Origin of the sequence: Streptomyces sp. NBC_00691, assembly GCF_036226665.1 — a bacterium.
In the GTDB taxonomy this organism is placed as follows: Bacteria; Actinomycetota; Actinomycetes; order Streptomycetales; family Streptomycetaceae; genus Streptomyces.
This window is the reverse complement of sequence record NZ_CP109007.1, coordinates 4,621,334-4,636,160: the sequence shown is the minus strand read 5'-3', so window position 1 is coordinate 4,636,160 and position 14,827 is coordinate 4,621,334. Positions and strand designations below refer to the sequence as shown.

Genomic DNA, 14,827 nt, shown 5'->3' with positions numbered 1-14,827 from the left:
GAAGTTGTGTTCCACGTGGAAGAGACCATGGGAGTCACGGAAGCCGCACCGATCCCCAAGCAGCGCGGCGAGCAGCTGCTGGACAGTGCCGTGCGGTACGCGGAAGAGCGGCACTGGGACGTGTTTCCCGGGACCTGGCTGGAGGCCGTCGAAGGCCGGGAGCGCTGCTCCTGCGGGGCGGAGGCGTGCGCCGTGCCCGGCGCCCACGCGGTCAGGCCCGACTGGTCGACCCAGGCGACCGGCAGCGGGGTCGGAGCCCGGCGCATGTGGTCGAAGCAGCCCAAATCGTCGATCCTGCTGCCGACGGGCCGTACGTTCGACGCCATCGAGGTACCCGAGTCGGCGGGGTTCCTGGCGCTCGCCCGGATGGAGCGGATGGAGCTGACGCTCGGCCCCGTCACCTGCACCCCGGACCGCCGCATGTTCTTCTTCGTCCTCCCCGGCGCCGCGACCAAGGTGCCCGACCTCGTCCGCAAGCTCGGCTGGGTCCCGGCCTCCATCGACCTCACCACCCGCGGCGAGGGCCACTACGTGGCGGCCCCGCCCACCCGCATCGGCGGCAGCGGCGCGGTCCAGTGGGCCAGGCGCCCCACCCCGGCGAACCGCTGGCTCCCCGACGCCGAGGAGCTGATCAGCGCCCTCGCCTACGCCTGTGGCCGGGAAGCCGCGGAGGCGCGAAGCCGCACGTCATGACCCTGGGTCCCCGCGGGCCCCGCCCTTAGGGTGGGCCCGTAAGACACACGGGGACTGACGAGGGGCAGACAGACCATGCCTGACCAGGCATTTGACGGAACGTTCGACACGGCGGGCGCCGCACCGGGGGATGGTGCGGCGCCTGCCGTGCGCATCGAGGGCCTGTGGAAGCGGTTCGGCCAGCAGATCGCGGTGAACGGCATCGACCTGGTGCTGCCCGCGGGCAAGTTCATCGGGCTCGTGGGGCCCAACGGCGCCGGCAAGACCACCACCCTCTCGATGATCACCGGGCTGCTCCGTCCCGACCAGGGGCGCATCCAGGTCGCCGGGCACGACGTCTGGGCCGACCCCGATTCGGTCGCCCAGGTCAAGGCCCGGATCGGCATCCTGCCCGAGGGCCTGCGGCTCTTCGAGCGCCTCTCCGGCCGAGAACTCCTCGCGTACAGCGGCCGGCTGCGGGGGCTGCCCGGTGCCGAGGTCGACAAGCGGGCCGCGCAGCTCCTCGACGTCCTGGACCTCACCGGCTCGCAGAACAAGCTGGTCGTCGACTACTCGACGGGTATGCGGAAGAAGATCGGCCTCGCGGCGGCGCTCCTCCACAACCCCGAGGTGCTCTTCCTCGACGAGCCCTTCGAGGGCGTCGACCCGGTCTCCGCGCAGACCATCCGCGGCGTCCTGGAGCGCTACACCTCCTCCGGCGCCACCGTCGTCTTCTCCAGCCACGTGATGGAGCTCGTCGAGTCGCTCTGCGACTGGGTCGCCGTGATGGCGGCGGGCCGGATCCGCGCCCAGGGCACGCTCGCCGAGGTACGGGGCGACGCGCCCTCGCTGCAGGCGGCGTTCCTGGAGCTCGTCGGCGCGAACGGGCGCGCGGCGGCCGGTGACTCGCTGGACTGGCTGGGCGGCGGGACGGGCGCCGCCGGAGTCCCGGGCGGCGCCGGTGCTCCGGACGCGCGCGGTGCTTCGGACGAGGCCGGTGCTTCGGGCGGGTCGCAGCGATGAGTGCCTTCCCGACCACGACCACCGCCGGCACCGCCACCGCGGCCGGCCCCGTCCCCTCCCTCACCTCCGTCTTCGTACGGCTCAAGCTGAGCCTGCTGCGCAACGGGCTGAAGCAGTCCGGCGGACGGACGGCCGCGTACATCGTGTCCATCGTCTTCGGCGCGGTCTTCGCCGCGGCTCTCGTACTGGCCTTCGCGCTCATGCGGGGCAACGCCGACGCCGCCAGCGTGGCGATCCTCCTCACGGGCTCGCTCGCGCTCTCCTGGACCGTGATGCCGCTGTTCATCCCGAGCGGTGACGAGACCCTCGACCCGTCGCGGCTCGTCATGCTGCCGCTGCGGCCGCGGCCGCTGGTCCGGGCGCTGCTCGTGGCCTCCCTCGTGGGTGTCGGCCCCGTCCTCACCTTCGTCCTGGCCCTGGGCGCCGCGCTGTCCGTCGCGCACGGCGCGGCCGGCGTCGTCCTCGCCGTCCTCGGCGTACCGCTGACGGCCGTGACGTGCGTGGCGCTGTCCCGGGCGGTGGCCGCCGCCAACGTCCGGCTCCTCACCTCCCGCAAGGGCCGGGACCTGGCCCTGCTCAGCGGCCTGATCATCGCCGTCGGCATGCAGGTGGTGAACTTCGGCGCCCAGCGCCTGGGCGAGGCCGGCGGCCTGGAGTCGCTGGAACCGGCGGCGGCCGTCGTCGGCTGGCTGCCGCCTGCCGCCGCGATCGGCGCGGTCGACTCCGCGAGCCAGGGCGACTACGGGGTGGCGGCCGCCCGGCTGCTGCTCACGGCGGCCGCGCTCGCCGCGCTCCTGTACTGGTGGCAGCGGAGCCTCGTGCGGCTGATGGTCGAGCCGGACGGTTCCACGATCGGCGCGGCCTCCGACGCGGGCGTCCGTGACAAGGCCGACGGCAAGGGGCGGCTCGCCCGGATCCTGCCGGACGGGCGCACGGGCGCGGTCATGGAACGCAGCCTGCGTTACCTGTGGCGTGACCCGAAGACCAAGGCCGGGGCTGTCACCTCGCTGGCCCTCGGTCTGATCGTCCCGCTCGTGAACGCCCTCCAGGGCACGGGCTCGATCTACTGGGCGTGCTTCGCCTCCGGCATGCTCGGCATGCTGATGTACAACCAGTTCGGCCAGGACACCTCGTCGTTCTGGATGGTCGCCCAGACCATCTCGACGACGGCCGACGCGTTCGCCGAACTCCGGGCCCGGACCCTGGCCCTGCTCATGGTCACCCTCCCGTACGCGGTCTTCGTCACGGTCCTCACGGTCGCCGTCCTCGGTGACTGGGAGCGGCTCCCGGACGCCCTCGGTCTGGCGCTCGGCCTGCTCGGCGCCATGCTGGCGACGGGCTCGGTGGCCTCGGCGGTCTTCCCGTACTCGATCCCGCAGGACAGCGGCTACAAGAACGTGGCGCCGGGGCAGGGCGCCCTGGCGTGGATCTCGATCCTCGGCGGCATGCTCACGGCCCCGCTGCTGTGCGCCCCGCTGATCGGCGCGACGATCTACCTCCACGTCTCCGACCAGCAGTCCCTGCTCTGGCTGCTGTTCCCGGCCGGCACGCTCTACGGCGCGCTCCTGATCTGGGTGGGTCTGAAGGTGGCGGCGCCGCGGACGGCGAGGCGGCTGCCGGAGATCCTGGCGGCGGTCAGCAAGGGATAGTCGCCGACTGCCGTCCCCCGGGGACACGTCGACGGCCCGCCCGGTACGTCCGGGCGGGCCGTCGGCGTTCCCTCCGCGCGTGCGGGCGGTCGACGTTCCCTCCGCGCGTGCGGGCGGTCGGCGTACCCGCGGCGCGTCCGGGCGGTGGTCGTCGCGGTGGGCGCGGGCGCGGGGCGGGCCTTCCGCTACGGCCGGTAGTACGCCTCGATCGGCGCGCGCGCCTCGTCGAACAGGGCCGGGCCGTCCTGCGCGACCGCCGGCCAGTCGCCCGACCGCGGGTTCAGCTCGATCAGTTGCTCGGTGGCGAGCGCGTAGACGACCCGGCCGAGGCCCGAGCGCACGATGCCGCCCGCGCACATTCCGCACGGCTGACAGCTGGTGTAGAGGGTGGTACGCGCGGCGGTGTCCGGGGCGAGCTCGCGGGCGGCCCAGCGGGCGAGCTTCAGTTCCGGGTGGGCGGTGATGTCGTCGTCGCGCCGCACCGTGTTGTGGGCCTCGGCGAGGATCTCGCCGTTCGGGCCGGCGAGCAGGGAGCCGTACGGCGCGTCCCCGAGGGTGACCGCGTGGGCGGCGAGGCCGATGGCGCGCCGCAGGAGCGTCTCGTCGGCGGCGGTGATCATGAGCGGGTCCTCCAGTGGGTGGCCACGGTGGCGAGGGCCCGCCAGGCCTCGTGGGGCCTGCGGGTCTCCTCCGGATCTCCGTGGTACGGGTCGAGCACGACGGTGTCGGCGCCGAGCAGGCGGAGTCGGTCGAGGTCGTCGACGATCTGCTCGATGGTGCCGACCCCGGCGGGCCGTTCGGGGTCGGTGACGGGAGCGGCTGTCAGGCGCAGGGCGATACGGGGCGCGAAACCGGGCAGCGTGTGCTCCGCCAGTACCGCGCTCATCCGGTCCATGGGCATGCGCAGCGGGTGCCAGGCGTCACCGAACCTGACGGCCCGCCGGATCCCCGCCTCGCTGTTGCCGCCGACCCACACGGGGAGGGGGCCGAGGCCGGTGGCATCGCCCGCGGCGGTCTCGCGCGACGCACGCCACGTGTCCCGAAGCGTGCCCAGGTACTCGTCGGTCAGCCTGCCGCGCGCGGTGAACGGCACGTCGAGCGCGTCGAATTCCTGGCGCGACCAGCCGACGCCGACCCCGAGGACGAAGCGGCCGCCGCTGAGCTGATGGAGGTTGGTCGCCATGCGCGCCACGAGGCGCGGATGGCGGTACGGCAGGACGAGCACGGTGGTGCCGAGCCGCAGCCGGGTCGTCATGCCGGCGAACCAGGACAGCGTGGTGAAGGGTTCGTAGAACGGCTCCGGATACCGCTCGGCGACGTCCGGTGTGACGGCCACGTGGTCCGACACCATGAGCAGGTCGAAGCCGAGGCCCTCCACCGTCCGCGCCCACTCGCGCAGCACGCCGGGATCCGTTCCGGGTCCGAAGTTCGGGACGTTGACGCCACATCGCATGCGTCGAGGCTATCCCTGCGATCAGGGGATACGGAACGAAACCCTCCCGGTGATACCGGACTTCTCCCGTGCTTCTGCCGGTAGAATCGTCGTATGGCCGTGAACCTCGACGCACTCGACTGGGCGATCATCGAGCAGCTGCAGCAGGACGCCCGCATCTCCCTCAGCGAGCTGGGCCGGCGCGTGAACCTCAGCTCCTCGGCCACCACGGAGCGGGTGCGGAACCTGGAGTCGCAGGGCGTCGTCACCGGCTATCAGGCCGTGGTGGACCTGGCCAAGGTCGGCTATCCCGTCCTCGCCGTCGTCCGGCTGAAGTACCCGGGCAACCAGCACCAGCCGCTGCGCCGCCTGCTGGCCGAGCGGCGGGAGATCCTCGAGTGCCTGCGGACCACCGGCGACGACTGCTACACGCTGAAGGTGGCCGCGACCTCCATGGAGCACCTGGAGACCCTGGTGGACGAGCTGGCGGGGTTCGGCAGCACGACCACCAGCGTCGTCTACAGCCGGACGCTCCCCCATCGCGGCCCCGCCCGCCCCTGAACGCCCGGCCCGGCCCGCTCCCCCTCCGCAGCGGGCCGTACCGCGCCGCAAATTCGGGTGCGCCTGGGCCCGCCGGGTGCGATCCTCGCGCACTGTGACCCCTGACGACCTTGACATACGGCGTGCCGTCGACTCCGACGCGACCGCGACCGCCGATCTCTGGCTGCGCTCCTTCACCGCCGCGCTGCCGACCGTACGCCGCGCCCACGACGACGACGCGGTACGGGGCTGGTTCACCCATGTCGTCGTACCGCACCACGAGACCTGGGTCGCGGTCTCCGGGGAGGCCGGCGTGGTCGGGCTCCTCGTGCTCGACGGCGGGGACCTGGAGCAGCTCTACCTCGATCCGTCGTGGCGCGGCCGCGGCCTGGGCGACCGCTTCGTGGAACTGGCCAAGCGGCAGCGGCCGGAGGGCCTCGGCCTGTGGACGTTCCAGGTCAACGCGCCGGCGCAGAGGTTCTACGAGCGGCACGGCTTCGTCGAGGCGGAGCGGACGGACGGGCGGCGCAACGAGGAGCGCGAGCCGGACGTCCGCTACGTGTGGCGGCCCGAGAAGGACTGATGCGGCGGGTCAGGTGCCGGAGCCGCCGGATCGTTCCCTGCGGATCCGGGAGAAGAGCACCGCGTCGCGCCATTGCCCGGCGAGCCACACCGCCGAGCGCAGCACGCCCTCCTTGGCGAAGCCCGCCTTCTCCAGCGCGCGCTGCTCGGCGACGTTGTCGATGTCCGTCCAGGCCTGGATCCGTTCGGCCCTCGTGTGGTCGAAGAGGTACTCCGTCACCAGGCGCTGGGCCTCGGTGCCCGTCCCCCGGCCGCGCGCGCCCGGCACCAGCTGGATCGCCAGGCTCCAGTTGGCCATGTCGGGGCCCCAACTGCCCGGGTACCACTTGACCCTGCCCACCGTCACTCCGCCCTCGGCGACCGCGAGGGTCCCTCCGTCGTGACCGAGCAGGCCGTTCTCCGCGAAGCGGCGGCGGAGGTCCGCCGTCGATCCGTAGCCGGACCACGCGTGCGGGCCGCTGCCCTCGGGGCCGCTCAACTCCCGCTCGAACAGGTCGAGATCCTCGACGGTGACGGGGCGCAGTGTGATCTCGTCCGACACGGAACAGCTCCTGGTCCTCGGCAATGGCATGACTCCTGTCGGGACGTACTCCGACCGGGTTCCAGTTCCGTCGCGCGTCGACGACGCCGCGCGGAGGCGCCCGTCTCCTCCTCGCTTCCGAATGGCGGGCGGAGACCTCCGGTGACCTGTACGGCGAAGGCCCCCGTCCCCGGGTGATCCGGGGGCGGGGGCCTTCGCCGTCAGGGGCGGTGGGTCAGAACGCGCCGTTCAGGTGCCACCAGGTGTCGGTCTCCAGCGAGCCGGCGCCGAGCGTGCCCGTGCCCGTGCCCGCGTACATGACCAGCGCGCCCGCTCCCCGGTGCTGGGGGGAGACGTAGGTGCTGCTCGTGGTCGCGGACAGGTCGTTGCGGCCGTCACCGTTGTGGTCGCCGACGGCCAGCAGCGAGGCCATGGCGTTCCAGCCGGTGCCCATGAGCGTGCGGGCGCCGAAGCCGTTCGTCCTGCCCGGGTAGAGCCACAGCTTGCCCGTGGACGCCTCGCGGGCGATCAGGTCGGCCTTGCCGTCGCCGTTCATGTCGCCCGGCGCGGTCAGGGCGTTCATGGAGTTCCATCCGCCCGAGCCGAGGAGCGTCCGCGCGCCGAGCGTGCCCGTGGACGTGCCCGGGTACAGCCACAGCTTGCCCGTGGACTTCTCGACCGCGAGGACGTCCGAGCGGCCGTCGCCGGACAGGTCGCCGAAGGCGGTGACGCTGTTCATCACGTTCCAGCCGCCCGAGCCGATCAGCTTGCGGGCGCCGAGCACTCCGGTGGAGGTGGCGGGGTACAGCCACAGCTTGCCGCTGACCGTCTCCCGGGCGATGACGTCCTCTCGGCCGTCGCCGCTGAGGTCCCCGTGCCGGGTGAGGAGGTTCATGACGTTCCAGCCGCCGGCGCCGATCAGCTTGCCGGAACCGTCGCCGGGCAGGAACCAGAGACGGCCGGCCATGTCGCGGACGAGGACGTCGGAGGTCCGGTCGCCGTTCAGGTCGCCGAAGCCGCCGGCCTTGGGGGCCTGGGCCGCGTACCACTCCGGGTACGGGTCCATGGCGCACTCGCGCTCGGTGGGGACGAACTTCACCGAGCTGACGGAATTGCTGCCGGGGCCGCCCCATTCGGTGCCCGAGGGGTTCGGGTCCATGACGCCGATGCCGCCGTCGAGGCCGTGGTTGGCATCGTCGTAGAGGCAGGCGAACTTGTTCGTGCGGTTCATCACCGACCGGAACGTGTTGTCCCAGGTCCCGAGCGTCGCCACGCTCGCGTTGGTCTTGTACATCGTGCCGGAGCCGTTGTCGGTCTTCCACGCACAGAAGTAGCCCGACGGACAGTCGCCGAGAGCGGCCTGAGCGGGCGCCGCGCCCGCGCCGAGGAGCCCGGCCGAGCTGAGCCCCAGCGCCGTGGCCACCGTGGCCAGGCGCCGCAGCAGTGAAGTGCGCATGCATTTCCTCCCTGAAGCGGCGCGGAGAAGACCTCGAACGCGCCGCGACAGGGAACGTACCGTGTCCCGCGCGTGCGCCCGACAGGAGGGTGGCCTCTCGCCGCGGGCGCCCGCCGAATCCCCTTTCCTACGAGGTCAGGACGCCGTTCAGGAAGGGGCCGACCGCCTCGCGCCAGGCGTCCGGGTGCTCGTAGTGGAGGAGGTGCCCGGCGTCGGGGATCTCCGCGTACGCGCCGTGCGGCAGGACGCGGACCATCTCCTGCGCCTCGGCTCTGCCCAGCTCGCCGTCCAGGCCGCGGACGACCAGCGTGGGGCAGCGGACCTGGGCCAGGGACTCCCAGTGGGCGTCGTGCACCCAGGTCTCGCGGGAGGTCAGCATCTGCTCCGGGTCGAAGACCGGACGCCAGCCGTCCGGGTGCTCGGCCATCACCTCGGCGAAGAAGGCGCCCCGGGCGGGGCGGGGGCGCTCGACCCAGGGGTCCTCCTCGCCGAACCAGCGGCGGGCGGCGTCGAGCGACGGGAACGGGGTCGGCCAGCGGCGGAACCAGTCGCGCCACTCGCGCTGCGAGGCCGCGCCGAGCGCCGAGGCGCGCATGTCGCAGATGACCAGGGCGTGGACGAGCTCGGGGCGCTCGGCGGCCAGCTGCCAGGCGGTGAGGGCGCCCATGGAGTGGCCGATCAGGGTGACCGGGCCGAGGCCGAGCTGCTCGACGGCGGCGGCCGCGTCCGCCACGTAGGCCTCGCGGGTGAAGGAGGCGGCGGGGGGCTTGGCGCTGTGCCCGTGGCCCCGCTGGTCGAGGGCGACGATGCGGGGGCGGTGGTGCGGATGGGAGCTCGCGTCGGGGCGGGCCGCCGCTTCCGTGAGGCGGCTGATCGCCGGGGACCAGTGGGCCGCGTGGCCCATCAGGCCGTGGAGGAGTAAGACCCCGGGGCCGGCCTGCGGGGCGGTCCCGGGCGTGAAGTCCCAGGCCGCCAGCCGTACGCCGTCGGCCCCGGTGACGTCGAGTCGTCGCGCCATCCCTGGCACCCCCTCTGCTTGCCGTCGAACCACGCCAGACTATCGAACTCGCATTCGAAAATGCGCTCCTGCCGCGCAACACCCCTCGTTCGAGTGACAGGCCTCAAGGATTGACGGCCGCTGCCGAGGGGAGATCTTGAACGGGAGGCGGACCGCTCGGGGAAAACGGTCCGAGGGGATTGACCTTGAGAGCTCGGGGCTCCAGGTCAGCACAGGGGAGGACAGGCCCCGGCGCCGCGAGGCGCCGGGGTCCTCTGCTGTCCGGGGCGCGCGGACCGCCCGCGCGGGCGGCATCCGGCGCACGGCTTCCGCTCGCTGCACAGCCCCCACCCCTCCCCGGTATCGCACCCTGTCGCCCCAGCGTGGCACGGCGAGGGCGCGGGCGTAGCCATTCCGGCGTAAACCGGGGCGCACAAGGGCCGTTGAACCGGAAGCGGCACTCGAACGTGTCCTGTTCCGGCGCAACCGGACGGAGAACGCCGAAGGGCGCCCCACCGGTCGCGTACGACGACCGGTGGGGCACCCTTCCCGCGAATGCGGTGTCAGCCGGGGTGTGGAGTCAGCGCGTCAGCGCTTCGCCACGAACACATGGGACGCGACGTCCGCGTCCAGTTCGGCCGCCTCGCCGCTGCTGCCGACCAGGATGCCGCCCGCGGACTCCGTCACGGACACCACGGAGCCGGGCTGCACGCCCGCGCGCCGCAGCGTGTACATCAGCTGGGCGTCCGTCTGGATCGGCTCGCCGATCCGGCGGACGACCACCGTCTTGCCCTCGCTCGCGTCCAGCTCGGCGAGCGACACCATCGAGTCGTCGAGGAAGGCCTCGGCCTCCGCCTTCTCGCCGAGCTCCTCCAGACCGGGGATCGGGTTCCCGTACGGCGACTCCGTCGGGTGACGCAGCAGCTCCAGGACCCGCCGCTCCACGGCCTCGCTCATCACGTGCTCCCAGCGGCAGGCCTCGGCGTGCACCTGCTCCCACTCCAGGCCGATCACGTCGACGAGCAGGCACTCCGCCAGGCGGTGCTTGCGCATGACGCGGGTGGCGAGGCGGCGGCCCTCGTCGGTCAGCTCCAGGTGCCGGTCGCTGGCGACGGCCACCAGGCCGTCGCGCTCCATCCGGGCCACCGTCTGGCTCACCGTTGGGCCGCTCTGGTCGAGCCGCTCGGCGATCCGGGCACGCATGGGGACCACACCTTCCTCCTCAAGCTCGAGGATGGTGCGGAGATACATCTCCGTTGTGTCGATCAGTCCGGACATACGTGCCCCTCGATGAGTCGTGCGCTGGCCCTGCACCAATTCTGACGCATCACGCCGACAACCGGGCCTCACCGTCCCAAGGCGGTATTGACAGAGCAATGGTCCAGACCGCACCGTGATCGGCGACCGGGGCAGGACCAGGGCACGACCACGACATGACGCGACGACGCGACGGCGACGAGAAGGAGCTTCTGGAATGGGCGACAGCGCGGGCGAGAGCAAGCTGGCCGGACAGTTCTTCGACGCCGCGATCGGCCTGCTCCAGCAGGTGCGCGACGGCGACTCGGCCGAGATCGCGGCGGCCGGCGCCGCGATCGCCGAGGCCGTCGCCAACGGCAACCGGCTCTTCGCCTTCGGCGCCGGCCACTCCTCGCTCGCCGCGCAGGACGTCGTCTACCGGGCCGGCGGACTCGCCCTCATGAACCTGCTCGTCGTCCCCGGCGTCGTCGGCGTCGACGTCATGCCGGCCACCCTCGGCTCCGCCCTCGAACGCGTCGACGGCCTCGCCGGGGCGGTCCTGGACTCCTCCCCCGCCACCGCCGGGGACGTCCTGATCATCATCTCGCTCTCCGGGCGCAACGCCCTGCCCGTCGAGATGGCCATGAACGCCCGCGCGCTCGGCCTCACCGTCATCGGCGTCACCTCGGTGGCGTACGCGACGGAGACCAGGTCCCGGCACGTCTCGGGGACCTATCTCAAGGACCACTGCGACATCGTCCTCGACTCCCGGATCGCCGTCGGCGACGCCGAACTCACCCACGAGGGCATCGAGGCCCCCTTCGCGCCCGCCTCCACCGTCGTCACCAGCGCCCTCATGCAGGCCACGCTGGCCGCCGCCGCCGAGGACCTCGTCCGCCGCGGCATCGAGCCCCCGCTGCTGCGCTCCGGGAACGTCGACGGCGGCCACGAGTGGAACGGCCGTGTGATGACGGAGTACGGCGACCGGATCTTCTACCGGCACTAGGGCGCCCGGGTCCGCGACGACCCGCGACGAGGCGACGACCCGCGACGAAGCGACGCCGCGTGGGGCAGGACCACCGGGCGCCCCTACGCGGAACGCCCGGGGGCCTCCTGGACCGCGTCCGTCCGCTCCCCCAGGTCCAGCGCCGACGCCACCCTCGACGCCACCGCTTCCGCGAAGACCACGTCCTCGCGCTCGAACGGACGGCGGCACGCGGCCCGCAGGAAGGTCACCACGCCCAGCGTGCGGCCCCGGGACCGCAGCGTCACACAGACCGCGTGGGCCGCGTCGGCGGGCCACTGATGGGCCTCCGCCCACACCTCGGCCGTGCGGCCCGCGCTCGCGCGGACCGTGCCCACCCGGTCCCAGGCCTGCAGCGCCGGGTGCCTCGGGCCGTACCGCAGCGGGATGCCGCCGCCCACCACCGGTGACGCCGGGCCGGGCGCGCCCGCCGGGGTCGCCAGGGCACGGGTCAGCCGCCGCTCGCCCGCGACCCGGTCGACCAGGGCGTGGTCCGCGAACCCGGCGAGCGCGAAGTCGAGCAGCACCGCCGCCGCCTCCGCCGGGTCCTCGCACTCCGCGGCGGCCGCGCCGGCCCGGTGCAGCTGGCTCCACCGGAACCGCAGCCGGTCCGCCTCGCGCGCCGCGAGCCGCTCCTCCGTGACGTCCTGGAAGAGCCAGGCCACCCCCAGCGGCACCGGCTCCTCCGCCATCGGCGAGGACAGCAGCAGGAAGCCGCTGCGCCAGCACCGGCGCCGCTCCCCGGTGGAGGTCCGCAGCGTCACCCACACCTCGGCGGGCGCCGGTGGCGTGCCCTCCGCCAGGACGTGCTGGAGGGCGGCCTCCAGCTCCTCCGCGCCGTGCACGACGACATCGCCCAGGGGGCGCCCCAGCAGGGCCGTACGCCCCGTTCCGAAGGCGCGGGCGGCGTGGCCGTTGACCATGGCGGGGCGCAGGTCGGCGTCCACGAGGACGACGCCCCAGGACGCGTCCTCGAAGAGCGCCTCGCTGAGCGCCACCGAGCGCTCCAGGTCGAGCTGGACGTGGACCTCGCTGAACGCGCAGTACACCCCCGCCGGGCTGCCGTCCGCCCCTCGTACGCCGGCGGCCTGGCTGCGGACCAGCACCCGGCCGCCGTCCTTGCGGAGCAGCGCCAGTTCGTGGACCTGCCGGCCGGGGCCGCTCATGGCCCCCATCAGCCGCCGCAGGGTCTCCTCGGCGTCGGCGCTGCGCGCCGCCCAGCCCTCGAACCCGCGCCGGCCGACCGCCTCGGCGGCGGACCAGCCGAGGATCCGCTCGGCCTCGCGGTTCCAGTGCGTGACCGTCCCGTCGGCGTCGAACGCGCAGAGCGCCGCATCCATCCCGTCGAGCAGCGCGGCCAGCAGATCGGCCCCTGCCCCGGGAACGGAAGCGGTCGCGCTCGCGGACCCCGTGAAAGCACTCATCCCGGCACCCCCCATGCTGCCGCCATTCAACTGGAACGTGACGCAGAGCACATCACCTTCACCGAAATCGTTGCCTCGTGGAAACGCATCCGGAAACGGGGGGCGCGGGCGGGTGCGCGGCCGGGTGCGGGAGGGCGTACGCCAGCGGCATGTGCGCCGGTCAGGGCGCCAGGCGCTCCACCCGCCAGGTCTCGCCCTCCGAGCCCGGTGAGCCCGGTGAGCCCGGTGAGCCGTTCGGGGCCTCCGGGCCGTCCTCGCGGACGTACCGCAGCCGGTCGTGGAGCCGGTTCTCGTGTCCCTGCCAGAACTCGACCGCGTCCGGCACGACCCGGACGCCGCCCCACTCCGGCGGGACCGGCACCTGCGCGTCGCCGGGGTAGCGGGCGGCCAGCTCCCCGTACCGGGCGAGGAGTTCCGCGCGCGACGCGATCACCGAGGACTGCCGGCTCGCCCAGGCGCCCAGCTGGGAGCCGTGCGGGCGGGTGCGGAAGTAGGCGACCGTCTCGTCGCGGCCGATGCGCTCGGCACGGCCCGTGACGATGACCTGGCGGGCCAGCGGGTGCCAGGGGAAGAGCAGCGAGACGTACGGGTTGGCCGCCAGCTCCACGCCCTTGCGGGAGTCGTAGTTGGTGAAGAAGACGAAGCCGGCCCGGTCGTAGTGCTTGAGGAGCACCGTGCGCGAGGACGGGCGGCCGTCGGGGGTGGCCGTGGAGACGATCATCGCGTTCGGCTCGTGGATCGCCGGATTCGCGGCGGTCTCCTTGAACCAGCGGGTGAACTGCGCGATCGGTTCGGGCGCGAGGTCGGCGGCCGACAGCTCGGTGGTGCGGTACTGCTCGCGCATGTCCGCGGGATCCAGGGCGTCGTTCACAGGATCGGTCACGGGGCCATCCTGCCGCAGCGCCTCAGTTTGCCCGGCACCGCGTGCCGCCAATCCTTACTCGCCGGATCGGCGCAGTGTGCCGGATGTCACGCTTCCCCGCATCATCGGAACCGTACAGACTCTTGGGCTGGACGACTGTTGAATCCCCACCATCGACCACCATTCAGTTGATCGATCATCGATAGAGGAGCCGCCTGATGTCCGACTTCGTACCCGGGCTCGAAGGAGTCGTCGCGTTCGAGACGGAGATCGCCGAACCCGACAAGGAAGGCGGCGCCCTCCGGTACCGCGGCGTCGACATCGAGGACCTGGTCGGTCACGTCTCGTTCGGCAACGTCTGGGGGCTGCTCGTCGACGGCGCCTTCAACCCCGGCCTGCCGGCCGCCGAGCCGTTCCCCATCCCCGTGCACTCCGGCGACATCCGCGTCGACGTGCAGTCCGCCCTCGCGATGCTCGCGCCCGTGTGGGGCCTCAAACCGCTTCTCGACATCTCCGCCGAGCAGGCCCGTGACGACCTCGCGCGCGCCGCCGTCATGGCGCTCTCGTACGTCGCCCAGTCCGCCCGCGGCCAGGGCCTCCCCATGGTCCCGCAGAGCGAGATCGACAAGGCCGAGTCCGTCGTCGAGCGCTTCATGATCCGCTGGCGCGGCGAGCCCGACCCGAAGCACGTCAAGGCCGTCGACGCCTACTGGACCTCCGCCGCCGAGCACGGCATGAACGCCTCCACGTTCACCGCGCGCGTCATCGCCTCCACCGGCGCCGACGTGGCCGCCTCGCTCTCCGGCGCGGTCGGCGCCATGTCGGGCCCGCTGCACGGAGGCGCGCCCTCCCGCGTCCTCGGCATGATCGAGGAGATCGAGCGGACCGGCGACGCCACCGCGTACGTGAAGCAGGCCCTCGACAAGGGCGAGCGCCTCATGGGCTTCGGCCACCGCGTCTACCGCGCCGAGGACCCCCGCGCGCGCGTGCTGCGCCGGACGGCCAAGGAGCTGGACGCCCCGCGCTACGAGGTGGCCGCCGCGCTGGAGAAGGCCGCTCTGGAGGAGCTGCACAACCGGCGCCCCGACCGCGTCCTGGCGACGAACGTCGAGTTCTGGGCGGCCATCGTCCTGGACTTCGCCGAGGTCCCGGCGCACATGTTCACGTCGATGTTCACGTGCGCGCGTACGGCCGGCTGGTCGGCGCACATCCTGGAGCAGAAGCGCACGGGCCGGCTCGTCCGCCCGTCGGCCCGCTACACGGGGCCGGGTCAGCGCAACCCGCGCGAGATCGAGGGATACGCGGACATCGCGGGCTGAGCGGAAGCGCGGACCGCGTGACCCGGTCCGAGCCTCCGAGCCCGTCCGTACGGTGACGGCCCGACCCGCACAGTCATGGCCGTCGCCGAAA

General features: G+C 73.0%; 15 protein-coding genes. 7 read left to right on the top strand and 8 right to left on the bottom strand.

All coding sequences use genetic code 11. From position 1 onward, the window contains the following. Positions 1-27 precede the first annotated feature (27 nt). From OG392_RS21005 to OG392_RS20995, 3 genes are all read left to right on the top strand, one after another. Positions 28-693 (top strand): bifunctional DNA primase/polymerase, encoded by a 666-nt coding sequence (locus OG392_RS21005; RefSeq protein WP_329281659.1) that lies wholly within the window; start codon positions 28-30, stop codon positions 691-693. A 75-nt stretch (positions 694-768) separates the two neighbouring features. Continuing rightward, positions 769-1,695, top strand: a complete 927-nt coding sequence (locus OG392_RS21000; protein ID WP_329281657.1) for an ABC transporter ATP-binding protein — start codon at positions 769-771, stop codon at positions 1,693-1,695. Continuing rightward, on the top strand, positions 1,692-3,344 hold the full coding sequence (locus tag OG392_RS20995; RefSeq protein ID WP_329281655.1) for a transporter: 1,653 nt from the start codon (positions 1,692-1,694) through the stop codon (positions 3,342-3,344). Before OG392_RS21000 ends, OG392_RS20995 begins: the two co-directional genes overlap by 4 nt. Before the next feature lie 185 nt (positions 3,345-3,529). Here the strand turns inward: OG392_RS20995 and OG392_RS20990 are convergent, their stop codons facing one another. Continuing rightward, the gene (locus OG392_RS20990; RefSeq protein WP_329281653.1) at positions 3,530-3,964 is read right to left on the bottom strand and encodes a nucleoside deaminase; all 435 of its coding nucleotides are present in this window, start codon (positions 3,962-3,964) and stop codon (positions 3,530-3,532) included. Continuing rightward, the gene (locus OG392_RS20985) at positions 3,961-4,797 is read right to left on the bottom strand and encodes a TIGR03619 family F420-dependent LLM class oxidoreductase (RefSeq protein ID WP_329281651.1); all 837 of its coding nucleotides are present in this window, start codon (positions 4,795-4,797) and stop codon (positions 3,961-3,963) included. The genes OG392_RS20990 and OG392_RS20985 overlap by 4 nt, the downstream gene beginning before the upstream one ends. A gap of 93 nt (positions 4,798-4,890) precedes the next feature. Between OG392_RS20985 and OG392_RS20980 the strand changes: the two genes are divergently transcribed. Both OG392_RS20980 and OG392_RS20975 read left to right on the top strand, forming a co-directional pair. Beyond that, positions 4,891-5,337 (top strand): Lrp/AsnC family transcriptional regulator, encoded by a 447-nt coding sequence (locus tag OG392_RS20980; RefSeq protein WP_329281648.1) that lies wholly within the window; start codon positions 4,891-4,893, stop codon positions 5,335-5,337. A 94-nt stretch (positions 5,338-5,431) separates the two neighbouring features. After that, positions 5,432-5,899: a GNAT family N-acetyltransferase gene (locus OG392_RS20975; RefSeq protein WP_329281646.1), complete on the top strand. Its 468-nt coding sequence runs from the start codon at positions 5,432-5,434 to the stop codon at positions 5,897-5,899. 9 nt (positions 5,900-5,908) lie between these two features. Here OG392_RS20975 and OG392_RS20970 read toward each other — a convergent pair whose 3' ends face one another. The 4 genes from OG392_RS20970 to OG392_RS20955 all read right to left on the bottom strand — a co-directional run bounded on the left by OG392_RS20970 (position 5,909) and on the right by OG392_RS20955 (position 10,149). Further along, positions 5,909-6,439: a GNAT family N-acetyltransferase gene (locus OG392_RS20970; RefSeq protein ID WP_329281644.1), complete on the bottom strand. Its 531-nt coding sequence runs from the start codon at positions 6,437-6,439 to the stop codon at positions 5,909-5,911. A 214-nt stretch (positions 6,440-6,653) separates the two neighbouring features. After that, positions 6,654-7,874 carry an FG-GAP-like repeat-containing protein gene (locus tag OG392_RS20965; protein WP_329281643.1) on the bottom strand — a complete coding sequence of 407 codons (1,221 nt, stop codon included), beginning with the start codon at positions 7,872-7,874 and terminating at the stop codon, positions 6,654-6,656. 127 nt (positions 7,875-8,001) lie between these two features. Next, the gene (locus tag OG392_RS20960) at positions 8,002-8,892 is read right to left on the bottom strand and encodes an alpha/beta fold hydrolase (protein WP_329281641.1); all 891 of its coding nucleotides are present in this window, start codon (positions 8,890-8,892) and stop codon (positions 8,002-8,004) included. A gap of 567 nt (positions 8,893-9,459) precedes the next feature. Then, positions 9,460-10,149: a metal-dependent transcriptional regulator gene (locus OG392_RS20955; RefSeq protein ID WP_329281639.1), complete on the bottom strand. Its 690-nt coding sequence runs from the start codon at positions 10,147-10,149 to the stop codon at positions 9,460-9,462. A 196-nt stretch (positions 10,150-10,345) separates the two neighbouring features. Here OG392_RS20955 and OG392_RS20950 point away from each other — a divergent pair, with 196 nt between their 5' ends. Next, positions 10,346-11,113 carry an SIS domain-containing protein gene (locus OG392_RS20950; protein ID WP_055602727.1) on the top strand — a complete coding sequence of 256 codons (768 nt, stop codon included), beginning with the start codon at positions 10,346-10,348 and terminating at the stop codon, positions 11,111-11,113. Positions 11,114-11,196: 83 nt separating this feature from the next. Here OG392_RS20950 and OG392_RS20945 read toward each other — a convergent pair whose 3' ends face one another. Together OG392_RS20945 and pdxH are read right to left on the bottom strand one after the other, a co-directional pair. Further along, complete coding sequence (locus OG392_RS20945) at positions 11,197-12,555, bottom strand: PAS domain-containing protein (protein WP_329281636.1); 1,359 nt, start codon at positions 12,553-12,555, stop codon at positions 11,197-11,199. A 160-nt stretch (positions 12,556-12,715) separates the two neighbouring features. After that, positions 12,716-13,399 carry a pyridoxamine 5'-phosphate oxidase gene (gene pdxH, locus OG392_RS20940; protein WP_329287378.1) on the bottom strand — a complete coding sequence of 228 codons (684 nt, stop codon included), beginning with the start codon at positions 13,397-13,399 and terminating at the stop codon, positions 12,716-12,718. Positions 13,400-13,635: 236 nt separating this feature from the next. Here pdxH and OG392_RS20935 point away from each other — a divergent pair, with 236 nt between their 5' ends. Continuing rightward, positions 13,636-14,736, top strand: a complete 1,101-nt coding sequence (locus tag OG392_RS20935) for a citrate synthase 2 (protein ID WP_209496233.1) — start codon at positions 13,636-13,638, stop codon at positions 14,734-14,736. Positions 14,737-14,827 lie beyond the last annotated feature (91 nt).

What these genes read in the sequence shown, in the direction of transcription:
- OG392_RS20965 (WP_329281643.1), bottom strand. Translation starts at nt 7,874, where the DNA reads ATGCGCACTTCACTGCTGCGGCGCCTGGCCACGGTGGCCACGGCGCTG.
- OG392_RS20960 (WP_329281641.1), bottom strand. Translation starts at nt 8,892, where the DNA reads ATGGCGCGACGACTCGACGTCACCGGGGCCGACGGCGTACGGCTGGCG.
- pdxH (WP_329287378.1), bottom strand. Translation starts at nt 13,399, where the DNA reads ATGCGCGAGCAGTACCGCACCACCGAGCTGTCGGCCGCCGACCTCGCG.
- OG392_RS20935 (WP_209496233.1), top strand. Translation starts at nt 13,636, where the DNA reads ATGTCCGACTTCGTACCCGGGCTCGAAGGAGTCGTCGCGTTCGAGACG.
- OG392_RS21005 (WP_329281659.1), top strand. Translation starts at nt 28, where the DNA reads ATGGGAGTCACGGAAGCCGCACCGATCCCCAAGCAGCGCGGCGAGCAG.
- OG392_RS21000 (WP_329281657.1), top strand. Translation starts at nt 769, where the DNA reads ATGCCTGACCAGGCATTTGACGGAACGTTCGACACGGCGGGCGCCGCA.
- OG392_RS20990 (WP_329281653.1), bottom strand. Translation starts at nt 3,964, where the DNA reads ATGATCACCGCCGCCGACGAGACGCTCCTGCGGCGCGCCATCGGCCTC.
- OG392_RS20950 (WP_055602727.1), top strand. Translation starts at nt 10,346, where the DNA reads ATGGGCGACAGCGCGGGCGAGAGCAAGCTGGCCGGACAGTTCTTCGAC.
- OG392_RS20945 (WP_329281636.1), bottom strand. Translation starts at nt 12,555, where the DNA reads ATGAGTGCTTTCACGGGGTCCGCGAGCGCGACCGCTTCCGTTCCCGGG.
- OG392_RS20980 (WP_329281648.1), top strand. Translation starts at nt 4,891, where the DNA reads ATGGCCGTGAACCTCGACGCACTCGACTGGGCGATCATCGAGCAGCTG.
- OG392_RS20995 (WP_329281655.1), top strand. Translation starts at nt 1,692, where the DNA reads ATGAGTGCCTTCCCGACCACGACCACCGCCGGCACCGCCACCGCGGCC.
- OG392_RS20985 (WP_329281651.1), bottom strand. Translation starts at nt 4,797, where the DNA reads ATGCGATGTGGCGTCAACGTCCCGAACTTCGGACCCGGAACGGATCCC.
- OG392_RS20955 (WP_329281639.1), bottom strand. Translation starts at nt 10,149, where the DNA reads ATGTCCGGACTGATCGACACAACGGAGATGTATCTCCGCACCATCCTC.